This window comes from Rhizobium beringeri (assembly GCF_004306515.1).
GTDB classification, from domain to species: Bacteria; Pseudomonadota; Alphaproteobacteria; order Rhizobiales; family Rhizobiaceae; genus Rhizobium; species Rhizobium beringeri.
In genome coordinates this window covers 2,880,007-2,898,947 of record NZ_SILG01000001.1, presented here as the reverse complement: position 1 = coordinate 2,898,947, position 18,941 = coordinate 2,880,007, and the positions used below count along the sequence as shown (strand labels likewise).

Here is an 18,941-nt window from a genome sequence, read left to right as displayed (position 1 = left end):
CAAAAGTGTGCCGCGGTTTTGCGACAACGACATGCGCCAACAAAAGACCTAGGGATTGATGATGCGCAATTGCACGGCCCGCGAGGCGGCGGCCGAGATCGTGGCGCAGCCGAGCTTGAAGCGGGCGGTCTTCAGATAATCGCGCGTGGTGTGCTCGGATATGCCCAGGATCACCGAAATATCCTTGTAGTCCTTGCCGAGGGCCGTCCAGTGCAGGCACTCGATTTCGCGTGGCGACAATGACGGCACCGGATCGTTTTCGCCATGCAGTTCGTAGACGGCCTTGCGGTGGATCAGATGGGCGATCTCGATCCATTCGTTGCGACAGCGGCGGACGAGTTCGGTCCATTCCTCGGCCGGTATGCGGGCATTCAGCGATAAGAGCGCACGGCGCTGCGCCTTGTCGGCGACGGGAATGGAGTAGCCGTTGCCGCCGATGCCGTGCTTCTGGGCGTCGACCAGCATGGCATAGGCCTCCGGCGTCGGCTCGACCTCGCTCCAGTCGAAGGGCAGCTGGCGTTCGAAGCCCTGCTTGACGATCGGATCGACCTTCACATAGCTGTTCAGGAGGTAGCGAGAGACCCAGGCATCCGGGTAGGTGGTGCGCACGAAGGGCGAATCGATCTTGCTCGCGATCGTCTGGGCAAGATGGTAGGTGACGAAATCGAGGCCATATTCCGCCTGGAGAATGCGGATGGCGGCATCCACATTGGCCGCAGCCTTGATCTGTTCGAAAGCGGACTCGAACTTTTCGCTGTAGGTATTCTCAATCATTTCCACTGCCCCAATCCCCTCAATCCTACCGCGAGGGCCGTCACAAATACAAGGCATCCCCACATATGCGGGGAATGACAATCCAGGCCCCATCTGCTAGCGCCTGTCATGAGGAGACCTCATATGGACAGCAAGAGACCATTCGAGATTGCCGAATGCCAACAGGCCGCCAAGGGCCTGAAATCCAGCTGGCAGGACATGGCAGGCTCCGAAGCGCTGATCCGCGCGCTCGTTGCCGAACGCAACGGCGACACGCCGCTGGCGCTGTTCTGGACCGAGGTTCACCGGGCGCTCTGCCAGGAAACCAGCGCCTTCTGACGATGAACCTCCCGGAAGAGCGGCCCAGCCTTTTCTCCGCGATTTAGGCAGCGCACCCACGCCAGTCGGCAGGCCCCCCGCCTTTCTCAAAAATTGCCGATGAACACGTCTTCATTCATGTCGTGATTCGATTTGACGGCGAAAGGATCGGACGCTGCGTTCTGGATACTTGGTTAAGATATTCCACATTATTTCATCGATTTGTGCCAAAACGGTTGACGGAGCGTTTGCGGCGGGAGCAATGGTGCTTGTGGAAACGGTTACATTCCGTCGCGCCTTTGCAGCGCTGGCAGAATTTCGGATGTCATCACCGATGTGTGGAATGGAATGACTGAAAAGCGCGTGCATCTGGTCTTCAAGACCCATCTCGATATCGGCTTTACCGATCATGCCGAGAAAGTCCGCCGGCAATATCACGAGCGCTTCATTCCGCAGGCGATCGAAACGGGCAAGCATTTTCATGCTGAAAATCCCGACGAGCCGAAATTCATCTGGACGACGGGCGCCTGGCTGATCTGGGACCATTTGAATTCGCGCTCCGGTCCTGAGGTCGCGGCGCTGGAACAGGCGATCGAGCGCGGGCTGATCCGCTGGCATGGCCTGCCGTTCACCACGCATACGGAGCTGATGTCGCCGGATCTCTTTCGGGCCGGGCTTTCCTATTCGCAGGAGCTCGACCGGCGCTTCGGCAAGACGACGATCGCGGCGAAGATGACCGATGTGCCCGGCCATACGCTCGGCATGGTGCCGCTGCTTGCCGAGGCGGGCATCCGCTTCCTGCATCTCGGCGTCAATACGGCCTCACCGCCGCCTGATGTGCCCGACATCTTCCGCTGGCGGGCGCCTGGCGGCGAGGAAGTGGTCGTCATGTACCAGCGCTCCTATGGCGAGACCTGCTTCCCCGACGGTTTCGAGGATGGGCTGAGCTTTGCCCATACCAACGACAATATCGGGCCGCAGAGCGTGCCGCAGACGGCCGAGGCGTATCGCGAATTACGCGCCCGTGAGCCGGATGCAATCATCCGCGCGGCAACGCTCGAGGATTACGGCGCCATTCTCTGGAGCGAGCGTGAGCGTTTCCCTGTTGTCGAACTGGAACTCGGCGACAGCTGGATCCATGGCAGCGGCAGCGATCCGGTGAAGACGGCGCGGTTTCTCGCGCTGCAGCGGCTCTACGACCGCTTCGCGACGGATGGTCTCGATGCGCGGCGTCTCGCCTTCGGGCGCGGACTGGCGATGGTGGCCGAGCATACCTGCGGCGTCGATATCAAATCCTATCTGCGCGACGACAAGGCGTGGTCGCGGGCCGATTTCGAGGCGGCGCGCCGATCCGATTATCGCTTTGCCTATACCGAAGCCTCATGGGACGAGCAGCGCGCCTATCTCGACCAGGCGGTCTCGGAGCTCGACGAGACGGACCGGAAGGCGGCCCATGCCGTGCTCGCCGAATTCGCCACGCCTGCCGTTATCGAGGGCGATGGGCGGGAGCTCCGCCTGCAGGCCGGTGGCTGGTCGATCATGCTCGACGGCGCGAGCGGCGATGTCGCCGAAATCACCTCGCCGTCCGGCAGGACGATCACCGGCCGCGACGGCGCGTTGATCGCCTATCGATACGAGAGCTACGATGCCGGCGACGTTGTCAGGCACATGGAAACCTACCTGACCCATCGCCAGGAGTGGGCGGTGCTCGACCATGACAAGCCGGGGCTTGCCCGGTCAGGGGCGGCACTTTCGAAGGTTCTTCTACCGACGCTGGAGGCGACTGATGAGGCGGGCATCCTCCTGTCGATGCCGGCCGAGGCAGTACAGAAATATGGCGCGCCGCCGCATGTGATGCTGCATTTCACCGCCGAGGGCGATCGCCTCGACCTGCGCCTGACGTTGCTTGACAAGCCGGCCAACCGCATGCCGGAGGCAAGCTTCCTCACCTTCACGCCTGATGGTGCCGCGGACTGGAATTTCCGCAAGATGGGCCTCTGGCATCGATCCGGGAATATTGCGACGAGCGGCGGCGGACAATTGCAGGCGGTAACATCAGCACGCGGTGATCTTGCCGATGGTCCGCTGACGATCGAAACCTTCGATGCGCCGCTCGTTGCGCCGCAAAGCTCAGATTTCATGACGTTTTGCAGGACGCTGCCGGATTTCACCGCCGGCATCCGCTTCAATCTGCACAACAATAAATGGGGAACCAATTTCCCGATGTGGTGGCAGGGAGATTTTCAAGCGCGCTTCCGGCTGAGGCTCGACTGAGCCGCTCCTAGCGCAAATTGAGCCGCTCGACCCGGTAAGGATTGAACCGTCCGGGCCGATGCAAGAAGGGTTCAGCCGACGCTTGCCGATCGGTCGAGCCAGCCGGTGCGTGGCGCTTCGGGCTGCTGCGGCTTTGGGCGAAACTTCAGTACCTCGCGGCCGTCGGAAGAGGCCTTCGTGCGCTCCAGCGCATCGCGTTCGGCAACCGCCTGGCGCCAGTGCTCGTCGTCGCGGTCGTGAGGGCGGCCCCGTTCCTCCCAGATCGCGTAAGCTCTTTTGCTGATCCATTCGTGGCGTCTGTCGCTCATTTATCCATTCCATTCGTCAAAAGTGTTATTCAGCAATTTTGTCCTGCAGAACCGGCGGCCGGCGTTTGGCTGCCATCAGCAGGTCGAGTTCGATCGAGGAGGGTCCGAAACGGGTGAAAAGACTTTCGGCCTGATCGCCGTGTAGGCCATATTTGGAGGCGAATTCGTCAAGGCTATAGGGGCGGCCGCGCAGGATTCTGCTTCGGCGCTCCGGTTCATGGATTTGCGTCATTGGTGATAACCCCAGACTGTTTTGCGAATGTGAGAACAAAACAAATTACAGAGACAAAAGTTCCGTGAATTTTCAGGGTTTTTTCGCCTCGTCGTGCCATTTTGGAGCGATCTCAAACGGGTGGCATAGATTTTTAAGATTGATGGTGTGCAAGAAAATTTCGCCTAAAAAATGCATAAATATCAGGGCTTTATAAAATCGCCTTTCGCGACGTGGGATAAATGACTTTATCCCCGGCGCGTTACTCTATAGAATCAATCGTGTTATTCGGTCCGCAGGGGCAAATATTCGTTCCCCGCGTTGATGCCGACCGATACCGGAGGACTTGGCTTCAATCCAACAAGAGGAGACAGACATGATGAATGCACTGCCGCCACTTCATAACGGCCACGCGCCGTTTACCCTCCAGCAGCTGTTTCGCGAAGCGCTCTATGCCTTCGAGGAATGGGACAGCGAATTGACCGAGCCGATCGTGACCCACGAAGGAAGGGTCATTCCAATCAGCTTCGTTTTCGAAGCCATGCGCGAATGCACCGACATCGTGCCGATGAACATTGTCGGCGCCGTCACTGAACGGCTGACCAAGCCGTGGGAGGGCGAAGGCCCGCTCGACCAGATGACTTTCTCGACGGCGGCGCGCGTCATGCGCGTGCTGGTGCGCAAGCGCCTTCTCGCCACCGGTGCCGTGGATCTCGTTGCCGTTTCGGCCCACGCGTCCGAAGACCAGAGCCGCGACTGACAGGATGAGGATCGCGGCCATGGCTGCGATCCTTTTCCGCTTCTAGGCGGAACCTCACCCATTCCCAACCGTTTAATTTGGCAGGCACGGCCCGCCGCTACAGCGCAGCTGTGGCACTTTGAATTGCCGCATAATTTTATCCTTAAATCGATCCCGATCTAAGGAATTATGCAGTCGTGACGGGCGAGGAATAAGTACCATGCTAAAATCCATCGTTCATGAAATCATCGGCACACCCAGGCGTGAGCCTGACCTTCCGCAATCGCTCGAGCAGTTTCGCGACAAGAAGCGGGTGTTGATCATCTTCGCCGATGCGCAAGACGACCGCGCTCTCATTCAGGACGAATGGCTGCGCAAGGCGCATATGCGCCTCATCGAAGAAGACGTCGAAGTGTTCAGCATTGCCGGCGGCGGCGCGTTTGCGCTGTTCGACGATGACTGGGAACTCGATGCCGACGATATTCGCGAGCGGCTGGAGGGACCGCCGTCCGGCCAGTTCGGCCTGATCCTGATCGGGCGCGACGGAACCGTGAGGCTGCGCTCGAGCGAGCCGCAAACCGCGGAGGAAATTTTCGCGGCCTTCGAGACGCTGCCGAAGCAGACGCCCTGGTAAGGCTTCAGCCTTCGGTCTGAAACGAAAGCGGCGTGCGGTGGAGCATCCGCGCCCGCACCTTTTGCATGTTTAGAGCTCGAAGGCTTCCTTGAGGCCCAGGCTCTTGCGTTCGCGCAGGTCGAGATCGGCCTCGATATGGGCGATATGATGCAGCATCAGCTGGCAGGCACGATCGAGTTCGTTGCTTTCTATCGCCGAGATGATGTCGCCATGTTCGGAGTGGCCGCAGCTCGACGCAGTCGACTGACCGTAAAGCGCAATCACCAGGGAGGAGCGGGCGACGAGCTCCTCCATAAAGCGCTGCATGATTGAGTTTCCCGATATGGCCGCCAGCATCAGATGAAAATCGCCCGATGCCTTGATTTCGGCGCGGCGCGCCGTCTGGCCGCGCTCGCTCATCAGGCGGCCTTCTTCCAGCAGAAGCTGTCTCAGATGCGCGACGTCATCCGGCGTGATCCGCGCCGCGGCCTCGCGCAATATGCCGGGCTCGACCAGGCGGCGGGCGGAAAAGATCTGGCGAGCCTCTTCGGGCGAGGGATAGGCGACGAAGGCGCCACGGTTCTTCTCAACGCTGACGAGGCCCTCATAGGAGAGCGCCTGCAGGGCGGCGCGCGCAAGCGTGCGGCTGACGTTGAAGAGATTGCCGACATCGCTTTCCGAAAGCTTGGTGCCGGGCGAGAGCCTGCGCTCGACAATCGCTTCGCGGATGGCATCGCGGATCTGTTGCGCGCCTGTTTCGGCGGAGTCTTCGGCTTGCTGAGCCTTGGCGGCGGATTTCATGAAAATCGATTTCCTGATGACGAGAAACCATATCCGTGTTCGCGGTAAAAGTTAAACGGAATTTGTGCCCGAAATGACGGCAATATTGTATACGATTTTCTGCACAAATTGCGCACGATAGCCTAAATCATGGGCAGATTTCGTTGTGCATATAATTTGCTCTCGCAAGTTTTGCGTTGAAAAAAGCCCGAATTCGCAATGGCTTGACGCGAGCAACGGAGTTTGGCACGGCAGATGCATTGTCTTTTCCGAACAGGGGAAGGCATGATGTCGAAAGCGGCAGAGATCGATATAGTATCCGTTTCGAAGGTCTATGGCGCGACGACGGCGGTCCATGCGATCAGCCTGAAGATTCCGGCCGGCTCCTATTGCTGCTTCCTCGGCCCGTCCGGCTGCGGCAAGACCTCGACGCTGCGCATGATTGCCGGCCACGAGAGCATCTCGTCGGGCGATATCAGGCTCGGCAATGTCGTCGTCACCGATTTTCCGCCCGCCAGGCGCGGCACGGCGATGATGTTCCAGTCCTACGCGCTTTTCCCGCATCTCGATTTGATCGACAACGTCGCCTTCAGCCTGAAGATGAAGGGTGTCGATAAGCAAGAGCGGCAGGCCAAGGCGCTCGAGATGCTGAAGCTGATGCAGATGGAGGCCTATGCCAACCGGCGCCCGGCCCAGCTTTCCGGCGGCCAGCAGCAGCGCGTGGCGCTGGCGCGCGCGCTGATCACCGATCCGGAAGCGCTGCTGCTCGACGAGCCGCTGTCGGCGCTCGATCCGTTCCTGAAGATCCGCATGCGCGCCGAACTCAAGAAGCTCCAGAAGTCGCTCGGCATCACCTTCGTGCACGTTACCCATAGCCAGGAAGAGGCGATGGCGCTCGCCGACGTCATCGTCATCATGAATGACGGCCGGATCGAGCAGGCGGCCGCCCCGCGCGAAGTCTTCGAGCGGCCGGCGACCGCCTTCGTCGCGCGGTTCATGGGCGATCACAACGTGCTGTCCGGCCGGGTGACGTCGAGCGAGAACGGCGTGCTCGTCATGACCGTGCCTGATGGGCAGAGCTTTTCCGTGCGAGGGACGGGCAGGGAAGTCGGCGAGCCTGTCGACATCGGTATCCGCACCGACCGTGTGCGGCTGCAGGTGGCGACCGAATGGACGCTCGGCTTCGACGGCATCGTCTCCAACATCGAATATCGCGGCTCTTCCGTGAAGATCACCGTCCTCGGCGCCGGCAGCGACGACTTCACCGTCATTGCCGACGACGGCGACTATTTCGCCCGGCCGGTTGCCGTTGGCGACACCGTCTCGCTCAGCTGGGCGCTCGAAGATGCCGTGCTTCTCGGCCGCTCTTCCGCATGAGCCATCACCATCAAGAACACTGAACCTTCTATCCAAGAAAAGGGGAACTGACATGACGACTGAAACGACATCGACCAAGGCGGAGAAGGGACTTTCCCGCCGCACGCTGCTGAAGACGGGTGCTGCCGCCGTCGGCGCCATCGCCGGCTCCGGCGCCATTACCGGCTTTCCGACAATCTGGGCGCAGACGAACATCACGCTTCGCCAGTTCGGCACCGGTGTTTCGAACATCAATGCCATCGCCGAGAAGTGCAAGGCCGATCTCGGCATCACGCTGGAGATGACGGCAACCGATTCCGACGCCGCCGCCCAGCGCGCCGTAACCCAGCCTGACAGCTATGACATTGCCGACATCGAATACTGGATCGCCAAGAAGGTGTTCCCGACCGGCGTCATGCAGCCGATGGACGTCAAGAAGCTGAAATATTACGACAAGATCGTGCCGCTGTTCATCAACGGCAAGTTAAAGCCGGAGAGCGTCATTGCCCAGGGCACGGCGCCGCACACGGTCGGTTTCGTCGAGGCGCAGGGCTCCAAGAAGTTCGCCAAGGAGCCGACGCAGTGGATGACGATGGTTCCGACCATCTACAATGCCGATACGCTTGGTATTCGCCCCGACCTCACCGGCCGTCCGATCACCAGCTGGGCCGATATTCTGGATCCGGCCTTCAAGGGCAAGACCGCGATCCTCAATATCCCGTCGATCGGCATCATGGATGCGGCGATGATCATGGAAGCCTCCGGCAAGATCAAATATGCCGACAAGGGCAACATGACGAAGGAAGAAATCGACAAGACGATCGACTTCCTGATCAAGACCAAGGGCGACGGCCAGTTCCGTGCCTTCTGGAAGTCGTTCGACGAAAGCGTCAACCTGATGGCCTCGGGCGAAGTCGTTATCCAGTCGATGTGGTCGCCGGCCGTCGCCGCCGTCCGTTCGAAGGGCATCGCCTGCACCTTCCAGCCGCTCAAGGAAGGCTACCGCGCCTGGGGTGGTGGTCTCGGCCTTGCCTCGCACCTCAAGGGCGCGCAGCTTGATGCCGCCTATGAATACATCAACTGGTACACGTCGGGCTGGGTCGGCGGCTACCTCAACCGTCAGGGCTATTATTCCGCCTGCATGGACACCGCCAAGGAATTCATGTCGGCCGACGAATGGGGCTACTGGATCGAGGGCAAGCCGGCGCAGGGCGATATCCTGTCTCCCGAAGGCAAGGTGATGGAGAAGGCCGGCGCCGTTCGCGACGGCGGTTCCTTCGAAGCCCGCATGGGCGCGGTCGCCTGCTGGAACTCCGTGATGGACGAGGACCGCTACATGGTCCGTCGCTGGAACGAGTTCATCGCTGCCTAATCTCCGCAGAGAGGGCGGAGAGCCGCTGTCTTTGGCTGATGCTCAAGACGTCGCTTCGCTCCGCCCCTCATCTGCCCTTCGGGCGTCTTTGCCAGGGTCGAGCCGCGGGTCTCGCCCCGTCCTTCGGACCCCGCCGGGGAGAAGAGGGAGTTCACGGCGCTGACCGCGAGACGAAACTGAGGTGCGCGGTGGCTTAGGTGCCGCCGCGATTCTCTTCTCCTCGGCGGGGAGAAGGTGCCGGCAGGCGGATGAGGGGGCGGGGCACGAGCCTTCCATTGTCACGCCTGACAATGAGACAACGGAGAACCGGATCATGGCGACCATCGCAGCGGAAACGGAGGAGGACGGCCAGGGCGCGCGCGGCGGGCGCGGACTGAGGCTTTCCCCATCGGCGATATCCTATCTCCAGGCGACGCCGCTGTTCGTCATTCTCGGCTTCTTCTTCCTGCTGCCGATCGCCATGATCGGTGTCGTCAGCTTCTGGGACTACGACTTTGCCGGTCTCTATCCCGATTTCCTGACGATGAACTACACCGACACGCTCGGCTCGTGGGTCACGTGGAAGACCTATCTCAACACCTTGAAATTCACTGCGATCGTCTGGTCGCTGACGCTCGTCATCGGTTTCTGGGTCGCCTATTTCCTGGCCTTCCACATCCGCAAGACTTCGACGCAGATGATCCTCTTCCTCGTCTGCACCGTGCCGTTCATGACGTCGAACATCATCCGCATGATCTCGTGGATCCCGGTGCTCGGGCGCAACGGCCTCGTCAATTCGACGCTGATCAATATGGGCATCATCCCCAAGCCGATCGAATGGCTGCTCTATTCCGATTTCGCCGTCGTGCTTGCCATGGTGCATCTCTATACGCTGTTCATGGTGACGCCGATCTTCAACACGCTGATGCGCATCGACCGATCGTTGTTCGAGGCGGCGCGCGATGCCGGCGCCTCCGGCTGGCAGGTGCTGTGGAATGTCGTCATCCCGCTTGCCAAGCCCGGCATGGCGATCGGCACGATCTTCGTCGTCACGCTCGTCATGGCTGATTTTTCGACGGTGCAGGTGATGTCCGGCGGCCAGAGCGCCTCGGTGGCGCTGATGATGAAGAACCAGATGTCGCTGCTGCAATATCCGGCCGCTGCCGCCAATGCCGTGGTGCTGCTTGCCGTGGTGCTGCTGATGGTCGCGGCCATCCTGCGTGTCGTCGATATCCGCAAGGAGCTTTGAGATGAACCACGAAAAACGCGGCTTGGAATTCTACCTGCTGGCGATCTTCTTCATCATCTTCGTGCTGTTCCTCTACGGCCCGCTTTCGGCGATCCTGATCCTCTCCTTCCAGGGGCCGGATGGCGGCCTGACCTTCCCGATGAACGGCGTTTCCACCCATTGGTTCTTCAACCTGTTCGAGAAGCAGGCGGTCGGCGATTTCGGTGCCTCGTTCCGGCGCTCCTTCACCCTCGGGCTGATGGTGATGGCGGTGACTGTCGTGGTCTCACTGCTCGCCGGCCTTGCCTTCCGGCGCCGTTTCCGCGGTTCGACGGCGCTGTTTTACGCCACGGTCGCCAGTCTCGTGGTGCCGTCGATCATCATCTCGCTCGGCATCGGCGTCGTCTTCCAGGAGGGAGGGCTGAAGCCTGCCTGGTATTCGTCGGCCTTCGGCGCGCATCTCACCTGGACGCTGCCGTTCGGCGTGCTGATCATGTTTGCCGTCTTCAACCGCTTCTCGCCGGCCTATGAAGAGGCGGCGCGTGACCTTGGCGCCAGCTCCTGGCAGACGTTCCGCCATGTCGTGCTGCCGATGATCGCGCCGAGCCTCGTCGGCGTCGGCCTGTTCGGCTTCACGCTCTCCTACGACGAATTCGCCCGCACGCTGATGACATCAGGCACCTACAACACGCTGCCGCTCGAAATCTACGGCATGACCACCAACGTCACGACGCCGGTACTCTATGCGCTCGGCACGGTGACGACGCTGTTTTCCTTCACCATCATTCTCGTCGCACTCGGCATCATGACGATGCTCAGCCGGCGGCAGGCAAAGATAAGCTGACATGCGCATCCTCATCGTCAATCCGAACACCACGGCCTCCATGACCGAGAAGGCTGCGACCGCCGCGCGTGCGGTGGCGGCATCCGGCACGGAGATCATCGCCGCCACCTCGCGCATGGGGCCGGTCTCCATCGAAGGACATTACGACGGCGCGCTGGCGATCCCCGGTCTGCTCGCCGAGCTCAGGGACCGGCAGCCGGCGGGCTATGACGCAGCCGTTATCGCTTGCTTCGACGATACCGGGCTCGAAGCGGCACGAACCTTCGCCGATGTGCCGATCCTCGGGCTTTGCGAATCCGCGGTGGTGACGGCGGGCTTTCTGGCGCAGCGCTTCACCGTGGTGACGACGCTGGAGCGGTCGCGGGTACTGATCGACAATCTGGTGCGCCGCTACGGCATGGGCGACCGCGCCAAGGTGCGCGCCTCCGACATCCCGGTGCTGGAGCTGGAAGATCCGGCCTCGGGCGCGATCGGCAAGCTCAGGGCCGAGATCGAGCGGGCGCTTTTGGAAGACGGCGCCGAGGCGATCGTGCTCGGCTGCGCCGGCATGACCGATCTGGCGCGCGAGTTGCAGGAGATCTACGGCGTGCCTGTCGTCGATGGCGTCGCGGCCGCCGTCAAGCAGGCCGAGGCGCTGGTGTCGCTCGGGCTTTCCACCAGCAAGCGCGGCTCCTATGCATCGCCGCTGCCGAAACCCTTCACCGGGGCGATGAACGGTTTCTCGCCGATCCGGGCGGCCGGCTGAACCGATGTCCGTTTCCTTCGATTTCAAGCAGCTCACCGAACGCGAACGCTACAAGCTGATGATCGGCACGATCATCCCACGCCCGATTGCGCTGGTGACGACGGTCGACGAGAATGGCCGGATCAACGCCGCGCCCTTCAGTTTCTTCAACTGCCTTTCGGCCGATCCGCCGATCCTTGCGATCGGGGTCGAGAACCATGCCGACATGTCGTTCAAGGACACCGGCCACAATATCCGCATGACCGAGGTGTTCACGGTCAATATCGTCTCCTTCGCGATCGCCGAGGCGATGCATGTCTGCGGCGCCAAATATCCGCGCGGCGTCGACGAGTTGAAGGAAGCCGGCCTGACGGCGATGCCAGGCGAGAAGGTGGCCTCGCCCTTTATCGCCGAGGCGCCGGCCGCCTTCGAATGCCGGCGGCATGTGACGCTGGAGCTCGGCCGCTCGCGGCAGATCGTCATGGGCGAGATCGTCTATGCGCATTACCGCGATGGGGTCGTCGATCCGGAAAGGCTGCATGTCGATCCGTCAGCGGTCGATGCCATTGCAAGGCTCGGCGGCGATACCTGCGCCACTATCCGTGACCGTTTCGAGATGCTGACGCCGAAGCTCTGACATAGAGCATTTCCGTTTTCTTCGAGTCTCAAAAATGCTCGATCGCTTTGTCTTCGCGCCATTCCGGACGCAAAACCGCTACGCAGTTTTGCTGGAATTGCTGGAGGGATAGCCCTAAGTTTTTGCTTTACTTTTTCGGCTCCCGCAAGAATGGTCTGCAACGGATCATCACGGCAGAGGAGCGCTTTACCCATGACAATTGAGGACGATCTCAGCCGGATCGCGGAGCAGGAGAAAGTCCTGAGTTTCGACGCTTTCGACCTGACGACGGCATGGCAGCTCGGCAAGCTCCTGCAGGAACTCGCCACCGAGCGCGGCCTCGGCATCGCGATCGACGTGACCCTGCATTCGATGCCGGTCTTCTATGCGGCACTCCCGGGGGTGACACCCGATAACGTCAACTGGGTCCGCCGCAAGCGCAATATGGTGCTGCGCTATTTCCGCAGCAGCTATGCTTCCGGCCTGAAGCTGCAGAAGGACGGCAAGACGGTCGAGGATAACGGGCTTTCCGGCGCCGACTATGCGCCGCATGGCGGCAGTTTCCCGATCAACGTCAAGGGTACCGGTTGCATCGGCGCCGTCACCGTCTCAGGATTGCCGCAGCGCGACGACCATAATCTCGCGGTCGAAGCGCTGGCGCTGATGCTCGCGAAGGATCTGGATACGCTGCGGCTCGCCGCGCCGCTTTGATGCGGTTTCTCCCGCCGTAATTTTGACAGAAAAAAGCCATGAAAACTGCAAATTCGCGTCGCCGTGCCGGTGACGCGGGCTTGTCCTGCGGCTAAGCTGCGGCATCGCACTCCTCATCCTACCCGGGACGCCATGATCCGCTTGTTTCTTGCGCTTGCCGCCACCATCGGCTTCGGCCTTTTCCTTGCCTCCTGCAACACGCTTTCCAAGGAGGAATGCGTTGCCGCCGACTGGCGGGTGATCGGCGAGAGCGACGGCGCGGCGGGCTACGAGCCGCAACAGCGCTTCGCCGCACATGCGAAATCCTGCGAGCGGGTCAAGATCGTGCCCGATCAGACGATCTGGTTTCAGGGATATCAGGCTGGCCTGGTGCGCTACTGCACGCCACTCAGCGGGCTTGCGCGCGGCCAGGCGGGCAGCGGCTACGCCAATGTCTGCCCGCCGGAGACCGCGCCCGGTTTCCTGCGCGGCTTCGGCCTCGGCAGCAAGCAGCACGAGCTGCAGGCGCGTCTTAGCTCGATGCAGAGCGATTATAGCAATAAGGAGACTGATATCGACGAGCTTTCCGACAAGCTGAGAGATGCCAAGGACGGCGACCGCTCGGAACTGCGCCGGCGGATAGAAGATCTGGAAGATGACATGCACGACATCCGCCGCGACCGGCGCGACGTGCAGGACGATCTCGACCGTGTCAACGAGGATGTCGAGTGGTTCCAGCGGAACCCGAACGCCGAACTGCCGGCGCCGGGTTACTGATCCCCAACCTCAGAGCTTCCCGCCGGCCTCGGCGATGCCCTTTGCCAGGCTGCCCGTTGCCGGGAAGAGCGGGATGAGGCAGGCCTGCAGGGCGTGATAGATATCGCCCTTGCCGGGGAACAGCGAGTGCGAGGGAACGAGATCTTCCGTCAGCTCTTCGTGCCAGCCGCCGTTCTTGTGATCGATGAAGGCGCGTTCGATCACGTTCCAGATCTTGCGGTAGCTCTCTTCATGGAAATCGCTCGGCAGGTGCTCGTTGAGGAAATGTGCAGCGGCCGCACCTTCGCAGGCCGGCCACCAGAGCTTGTTACGCTTGGCGGGCTTGTCGTCCCAATCGAGCGTATAGAAGAAGCCACCCTTGTCGTTGTCCCAGCCGAGCGCCATGGATTGCGCAAAGAGCGCCTTGGCCGCATCCGGCAACCATTCGATCCGTTTGCCGCCGAGCGCCCAGAGCTGCAGGATGAGGCGGGCCCATTCCAGCCAGTGGCCGGGCGTCGTGCCGGCCGGGCGGAACATTTCGTTCGGATGATAGTACGTCTTGTCGAGGTTCCATTCGGCATCGAAATGCTCGGCGACGCGCCAGTCGACCGAACCGGCGGCGCGGCGGATGACGAGATCGGCGATGCTTTCGGCCTTGGTCAGATAGTCCCGGTCGCCGGTAGCTTCGAAGGCCGCCATCAGCGCTTCGGTCAGGTGCATGTTGGAGTTCTGGCCGCGATAGCCGCCGCCATCGAGCGGCTGCCAGTCGGCGGTGAATTCCTCGGCGATCGCGCCGTGCTTTTCTTCCCAGAACTTCGTGTTGAGGATCCCGGTGATATCATCGAGCATACCGTCGGCAAGCGGATGGCCGATCGTCTTTGCGGCTGAGGCGGCCAGCAGCACGAAAGCATGGCCATAGCCCTGCTTGTTGGAATCGACGGGACCATTATTGTTGAGGGACCAGAAATAACCGCCATTTTTCCGGTCGCGATGATGGTTCCAGATATAATCCATGCCGTGGTCGACGACATCGGCAGCGCCGGGACGGCCAAGCAGGGCGCCGATCGAGAAGCAATGCACGGCGCGCGCCGCGATATGGATGCCGCGAACCTGGCCGTCGGCGTCGAGAGGCCCGCCTTCGTCGTCGAGATCGTAGAAGCCGCCCTTGGGATTGACCGAATTGTGCTGGAAGAAATCGAAGAGACCGTTCGCCTGGGTCAGCAGCCAGCCGCGATGATAGGCGCGGGTCGTCCAGTTTCCAAGCACGGCGTTGCCGGTTGCGGGTGCCATGTTGCTCCTCCGATTTCGTGCACAAGCGTCGCAAACGCCTATATAGAGGTCGGGCAAGCCTGTCATCTGGCTATCGCATCGGCCCGAAAATCGGGATCGATTTTCGGAAAGCACGATGCGAAGATTCAAACTGCTACAGCGTCCTTTGCGCGTCTTAGGAGACGCGCGGCGCTGTAGACTTGCAAAGCACGAAATCGATAGGCATATATTGACATAAAGATATCTTTATGTGATTTGGAAGTCTGGTCTTACGACGTCAAGGAGCCCTCCCGTGTTTGACAACCTCTTTGGTCCGGAAACGGGCAAACGTGACGGCAGTGAAGTGTTCGCAGCTTTGAAGCAAGCCGCGAGCGAGCGCATCCTTGTTCTCGACGGCGCCATGGGCACGCAGATCCAGGGACTTGGCTATGACGAAGACCAGTTCCGCGGAACGCGCTTCATTGGCTGCGCCTGTCATCAGAAGGGCAATAACGACCTTCTGATCCTGACCCAGCCCGATGCGATCGAAGAGATCCATTACAGATACGCCAAGGCCGGCGCCGACATTCTCGAGACCAACACCTTCTCCTCGACCCGCATCGCGCAGGCCGATTACGAGATGGAAGGTGCGGTCTATGACCTCAACAAGGAAGGTGCCGAAATCGTGCGCCGGGCGGCACTGCGCGCCGAGCGCGAGGACGGCCGTCGCCGCTTCGTCGCCGGCGCCATCGGGCCGACCAACCGTACCGCCTCGATCTCGCCCGACGTCAACAATCCGGGTTTTCGCGCCGTCACCTTCGACGATCTGCGTTCCGCCTATGGCGAGCAGATCGACGGGCTGATCGACGGCGGTGCTGATATCATCCTCATCGAGACGATCTTCGACACGCTGAACGCCAAGGCGGCGATCTTCGCCTGCGAGGAGCGCTTCGAGGCCAAGGGCGTGCGCCTGCCCGTGATGATCTCGGGCACGATCACCGACCTTTCCGGCCGCACGCTGTCAGGCCAGACGCCATCGGCCTTCTGGAATTCCGTGCGCCATGCCAATCCCTTCACGATCGGGCTTAACTGCGCACTCGGCGCCAATGCGATGCGCCCGCACCTGCAGGAGCTTTCGGGCGTTGCCGACACCTTCATCTGCGCCTATCCGAATGCCGGGCTGCCGAACGAATTCGGCCAGTATGACGAAACGCCGGAGCTGATGGCGGCGCAGATCGACAGCTTCGCCCGCGAGGGCCTGGTCAATATCGTCGGCGGCTGCTGCGGCTCGACGCCCGAGCACATCAAGGCGATCGCCGAGACCGTTGCCAAGTACAAGCCACGGCCGATTCCCGAGCATCGCCCCTTCATGTCGCTGTCGGGTCTCGAACCCTTCGAACTGACCAAGGATATTCCCTTCGTCAACGTCGGCGAGCGCACCAATGTCACCGGCTCGGCCCGCTTCCGCAAGCTGATCACCAACGGCGATTTCACGGCAGCGCTCGATGTCGCCCGCGACCAGGTCGAGAACGGCGCGCAGGTGATCGACATCAACATGGACGAGGGGCTGATCGATTCCGAAAAGGCGATGGTCGAGTTCCTCAACCTGATCGCGGCCGAGCCTGACATCGCCCGCGTGCCTGTCATGATCGACTCGTCGAAATTCTCGATCATCGAATCCGGCCTGAAGCGCGTCCAGGGCAAGCCGATCGTCAACTCGATCTCGCTGAAGGAAGGCGAGGAGAATTTCCTCGCCCAGGCGCGGCTGCTGCACAATTATGGTGCTGCCGTCGTCGTCATGGCTTTCGACGAGACGGGGCAGGCGGACAGCTACGAGCGCAAGGTGGATATCTGCACGCGCGCCTACAAGCTGCTGACCGAAAAGATCGGCTACCCGCCCGAGGACATCATCTTCGATCCGAACATCTTCGCGGTCGCGACCGGCATCGAAGAGCACAACAACTACGGCGTCGATTTCATCGAGGCGACGCGGACGATCCGCGAGCGCATGCCGCTGGTGCATATTTCGGGCGGCGTCTCCAACCTGTCCTTCTCGTTCCGCGGCAACGAGCCGGTGCGCGAGGCGATGCATGCCGTGTTCCTCTACCACGCCATCCAGGCGGGCATGGACATGGGCATCGTCAATGCCGGCCAGCTCGCCGTCTACGACAATATCGATCCCGAGCTGCGCCAGGCCTGCGAGGACGTGGTGCTGAACCGCCGTCCCGACGGCACCGAGCGGCTGCTCGAAGTGGCCGAGCGTTTCCGTGGCGCCGGTGCCAGGGAAGGCCGCGTCCAGGATCTCTCCTGGCGCGAATGGAGCGTCGAGAAGCGTCTCGAACACGCGCTGGTCAACGGCATCACCGAATATATCGAGGCTGATACCGAGGAGGCGCGCCTTCAGGCCGCCCGGCCGCTGCACGTCATCGAAGGGCCGCTGATGGCCGGCATGAATGTCGTCGGTGATCTCTTCGGCTCGGGCAAGATGTTCCTGCCGCAGGTGGTCAAGTCGGCGCGCGTGATGAAGCAGGCGGTGGCCGTGCTGCTGCCCTACATGGAAGAGGAAAAGCGCCTCAACGGCGGCGATGAACGCCGGTCGGCCGGCAAGATCCTGATGGCGACGGTCAAGGGCGACGTGCACGACATCGGCAAGAACATCGTCGGCGTCGTGCTTGCGTGCAACAATTACGAGATTGTCGACCTCGGTGTCATGGTGCCGGCGACGAAGATCCTTGAAACGGCCATTGCCGAGAAGGTCGACGTCATCGGCCTTTCCGGCCTGATCACGCCGTCGCTCGACGAGATGGTGCATGTTGCCGCCGAGATGGAGCGGCAGGGCTTCGAGATTCCGCTGTTGATCGGCGGGGCGACGACCAGCCGCGTGCATACGGCCGTGAAGATCCATCCGGGCTACAACAACGGGCAGACAGTCTACGTCACCGATGCGAGCCGCGCCGTCGGCGTCGTCTCCGCACTGCTTTCGCCGGAAACGCGCCAGAGCTATGTCGATGATATAAGAGCCGAATATGCCAAGGTGGCGGCCGCCCATGCGCGCAGTGAGGCCGAGAAGGTGCGCCTGCCGTTGCCCCGGGCTCGCGAGAATGCCCCCAAGATCGACTGGTCTGCCTACCAGCCGGTGAAGCCGCAATTCTTCGGCACGCGGGTGTTCGAGGATTACGATCTGGCCGAGCTTGCCAAATATATCGACTGGACGCCATTCTTCCAGACCTGGGAGCTGCGCGGCCGTTACCCTGCCATTCTCGAAGACGAGAAGCAGGGCGAGGCTGCGCGCGCGCTCTGGGCCGATGCGCAGGCCATACTCAAGAAGATCATCGACGAGAAGTGGTTTCGTCCGCGCGCCGTCATCGGCTTCTGGCCGGCCGGCGCCGTCGGCGACGATATCCGGTTGTTCACGGACGAGAGCCGGAAACAGGAGCTTGAGACCTTCTATACGCTGCGCCAGCAGCTTTCGAAGCGGGACGGGCGGCCGAACGTGGCGCTCTCCGATTTCGTCGCGCCTGTCACAAGCGGTGTTCAGGATTATGTCGGCGGCTTCGTGGTGACGGCGGGTATCGAGGAAATCGCCATCTCCGAACGTTTCGAACGGGCGAACGACGATTATTCGTCGATCCTCGTGAAGGCGCTGGCCGACCGCTTCGCCGAAGCTTTTGCCGAGCGTATGCACGAGCAGGTGCGACGCGAATACTGGGGCTATGCCAAGGACGAGACACTCAGCAAGGAGGATCTCATCACCGAAGCCTATGCCGGCATTCGCCCGGCGCCGGGTTATCCTGCACAGCCCGATCACACCGAAAAGGCCACACTCTTCAAGCTGCTCGATGCGGAAAAAGCGGCCGGCGTGAAGCTGACGGAGAGCTATGCGATGTGGCCGGGCTCCTCGGTCTCCGGCCTCTATATCGGCCATCCAGACTCCTATTATTTCGGCGTCGCCAAGGTGGAGCGCGATCAGGTGGAAGACTATGCAACCCGCAAGGGCATGGAGGTTTCCGAAGTCGAGCGCTGGCTCGGGCCGGTGCTGAACTATGTGCCGCGCAAGGCCGAAACCGAGATCGAGGATGCGGCGTAACCAGCCGTTTGGCCTCTTCCGCTGATAAAGTGATTCAAGAAACGA

General features: G+C 61.3%; 18 protein-coding genes. 13 read left to right on the top strand and 5 right to left on the bottom strand.

All coding sequences use genetic code 11. The features are described from left to right. Positions 1 to 48 precede the first annotated feature (48 nt). Positions 49 to 774, bottom strand: coding sequence for a LuxR family transcriptional regulator (locus tag ELH03_RS14660; protein ID WP_130669044.1), 726 nt, complete (start codon positions 772 to 774; stop codon positions 49 to 51). Between the two features lie 123 nt (positions 775 to 897). Between ELH03_RS14660 and ELH03_RS14655 the strand changes: the two genes are divergently transcribed. Both ELH03_RS14655 and ELH03_RS14650 read left to right on the top strand, forming a co-directional pair. Next, positions 898 to 1,092 (top strand): hypothetical protein, encoded by a 195-nt coding sequence (locus ELH03_RS14655; RefSeq protein ID WP_130766449.1) that lies wholly within the window; start codon positions 898 to 900, stop codon positions 1,090 to 1,092. Between the two features lie 327 nt (positions 1,093 to 1,419). Continuing rightward, positions 1,420 to 3,345, top strand: a complete 1,926-nt coding sequence (locus tag ELH03_RS14650; protein WP_130766448.1) for a DUF5054 domain-containing protein — start codon at positions 1,420 to 1,422, stop codon at positions 3,343 to 3,345. A 71-nt stretch (positions 3,346 to 3,416) separates the two neighbouring features. Here the strand turns inward: ELH03_RS14650 and ELH03_RS14645 are convergent, their stop codons facing one another. After that, positions 3,417 to 3,653 carry a DUF2934 domain-containing protein gene (locus ELH03_RS14645; RefSeq protein ID WP_130766447.1) on the bottom strand — a complete coding sequence of 79 codons (237 nt, stop codon included), beginning with the start codon at positions 3,651 to 3,653 and terminating at the stop codon, positions 3,417 to 3,419. A gap of 25 nt (positions 3,654 to 3,678) precedes the next feature. Beyond that, positions 3,679 to 3,885: a hypothetical protein gene (locus tag ELH03_RS14640; protein WP_018242926.1), complete on the bottom strand. Its 207-nt coding sequence runs from the start codon at positions 3,883 to 3,885 to the stop codon at positions 3,679 to 3,681. 355 nt (positions 3,886 to 4,240) lie between these two features. Here ELH03_RS14640 and ELH03_RS14635 point away from each other — a divergent pair, with 355 nt between their 5' ends. Together ELH03_RS14635 and ELH03_RS14630 are read left to right on the top strand one after the other, a co-directional pair. Next, a complete protein-coding gene (locus ELH03_RS14635; protein WP_018446599.1) occupies positions 4,241 to 4,624 on the top strand; it encodes a BRA0787 family protein in 384 nt (127 codons plus the stop codon). Between the two features lie 199 nt (positions 4,625 to 4,823). Beyond that, the gene (locus tag ELH03_RS14630) at positions 4,824 to 5,237 is read left to right on the top strand and encodes a DUF4174 domain-containing protein (RefSeq protein ID WP_128401141.1); all 414 of its coding nucleotides are present in this window, start codon (positions 4,824 to 4,826) and stop codon (positions 5,235 to 5,237) included. 69 nt (positions 5,238 to 5,306) lie between these two features. Here the strand turns inward: ELH03_RS14630 and ELH03_RS14625 are convergent, their stop codons facing one another. After that, positions 5,307 to 6,017 (bottom strand): GntR family transcriptional regulator, encoded by a 711-nt coding sequence (locus tag ELH03_RS14625; RefSeq protein WP_130766446.1) that lies wholly within the window; start codon positions 6,015 to 6,017, stop codon positions 5,307 to 5,309. Positions 6,018 to 6,284: 267 nt separating this feature from the next. Between ELH03_RS14625 and ELH03_RS14620 the strand changes: the two genes are divergently transcribed. The 8 genes from ELH03_RS14620 to ELH03_RS14585 all read left to right on the top strand — a co-directional run bounded on the left by ELH03_RS14620 (position 6,285) and on the right by ELH03_RS14585 (position 13,582). Next, on the top strand, positions 6,285 to 7,373 hold the full coding sequence (locus tag ELH03_RS14620) for an ABC transporter ATP-binding protein (RefSeq protein WP_128401143.1): 1,089 nt from the start codon (positions 6,285 to 6,287) through the stop codon (positions 7,371 to 7,373). Between the two features lie 52 nt (positions 7,374 to 7,425). Continuing rightward, positions 7,426 to 8,724 carry an ABC transporter substrate-binding protein gene (locus ELH03_RS14615; RefSeq protein ID WP_018074083.1) on the top strand — a complete coding sequence of 433 codons (1,299 nt, stop codon included), beginning with the start codon at positions 7,426 to 7,428 and terminating at the stop codon, positions 8,722 to 8,724. 313 nt (positions 8,725 to 9,037) lie between these two features. Then, positions 9,038 to 9,952, top strand: coding sequence for an ABC transporter permease (locus ELH03_RS14610; protein ID WP_018242921.1), 915 nt, complete (start codon positions 9,038 to 9,040; stop codon positions 9,950 to 9,952). A gap of 1 nt (position 9,953) precedes the next feature. Further along, entirely contained in the window at positions 9,954 to 10,775 is an 822-nt protein-coding gene (locus ELH03_RS14605) for an ABC transporter permease (protein ID WP_128401144.1), read from the top strand. Position 10,776: 1 nt separating this feature from the next. Further along, positions 10,777 to 11,520, top strand: a complete 744-nt coding sequence (locus tag ELH03_RS14600) for an aspartate/glutamate racemase family protein (protein WP_128401145.1) — start codon at positions 10,777 to 10,779, stop codon at positions 11,518 to 11,520. Positions 11,521 to 11,524: 4 nt separating this feature from the next. After that, positions 11,525 to 12,136: a flavin reductase family protein gene (locus tag ELH03_RS14595; RefSeq protein WP_128401146.1), complete on the top strand. Its 612-nt coding sequence runs from the start codon at positions 11,525 to 11,527 to the stop codon at positions 12,134 to 12,136. 192 nt (positions 12,137 to 12,328) lie between these two features. Next, entirely contained in the window at positions 12,329 to 12,826 is a 498-nt protein-coding gene (locus ELH03_RS14590) for a heme-degrading domain-containing protein (RefSeq protein ID WP_027683693.1), read from the top strand. 132 nt (positions 12,827 to 12,958) lie between these two features. Then, a complete protein-coding gene (locus tag ELH03_RS14585; RefSeq protein ID WP_130766445.1) occupies positions 12,959 to 13,582 on the top strand; it encodes a DUF2799 domain-containing protein in 624 nt (207 codons plus the stop codon). 9 nt (positions 13,583 to 13,591) lie between these two features. On the opposite strand, the gene ELH03_RS14580 is transcribed toward ELH03_RS14585, so the two are convergent. Then, entirely contained in the window at positions 13,592 to 14,851 is a 1,260-nt protein-coding gene (locus tag ELH03_RS14580) for an AGE family epimerase/isomerase (RefSeq protein ID WP_128410772.1), read from the bottom strand. A 271-nt stretch (positions 14,852 to 15,122) separates the two neighbouring features. On the opposite strand from ELH03_RS14580, the gene metH reads away from it, so the two are divergent. Then, the gene (metH, locus tag ELH03_RS14575; RefSeq protein WP_130766444.1) at positions 15,123 to 18,896 is read left to right on the top strand and encodes a methionine synthase; all 3,774 of its coding nucleotides are present in this window, start codon (positions 15,123 to 15,125) and stop codon (positions 18,894 to 18,896) included. Positions 18,897 to 18,941 lie beyond the last annotated feature (45 nt).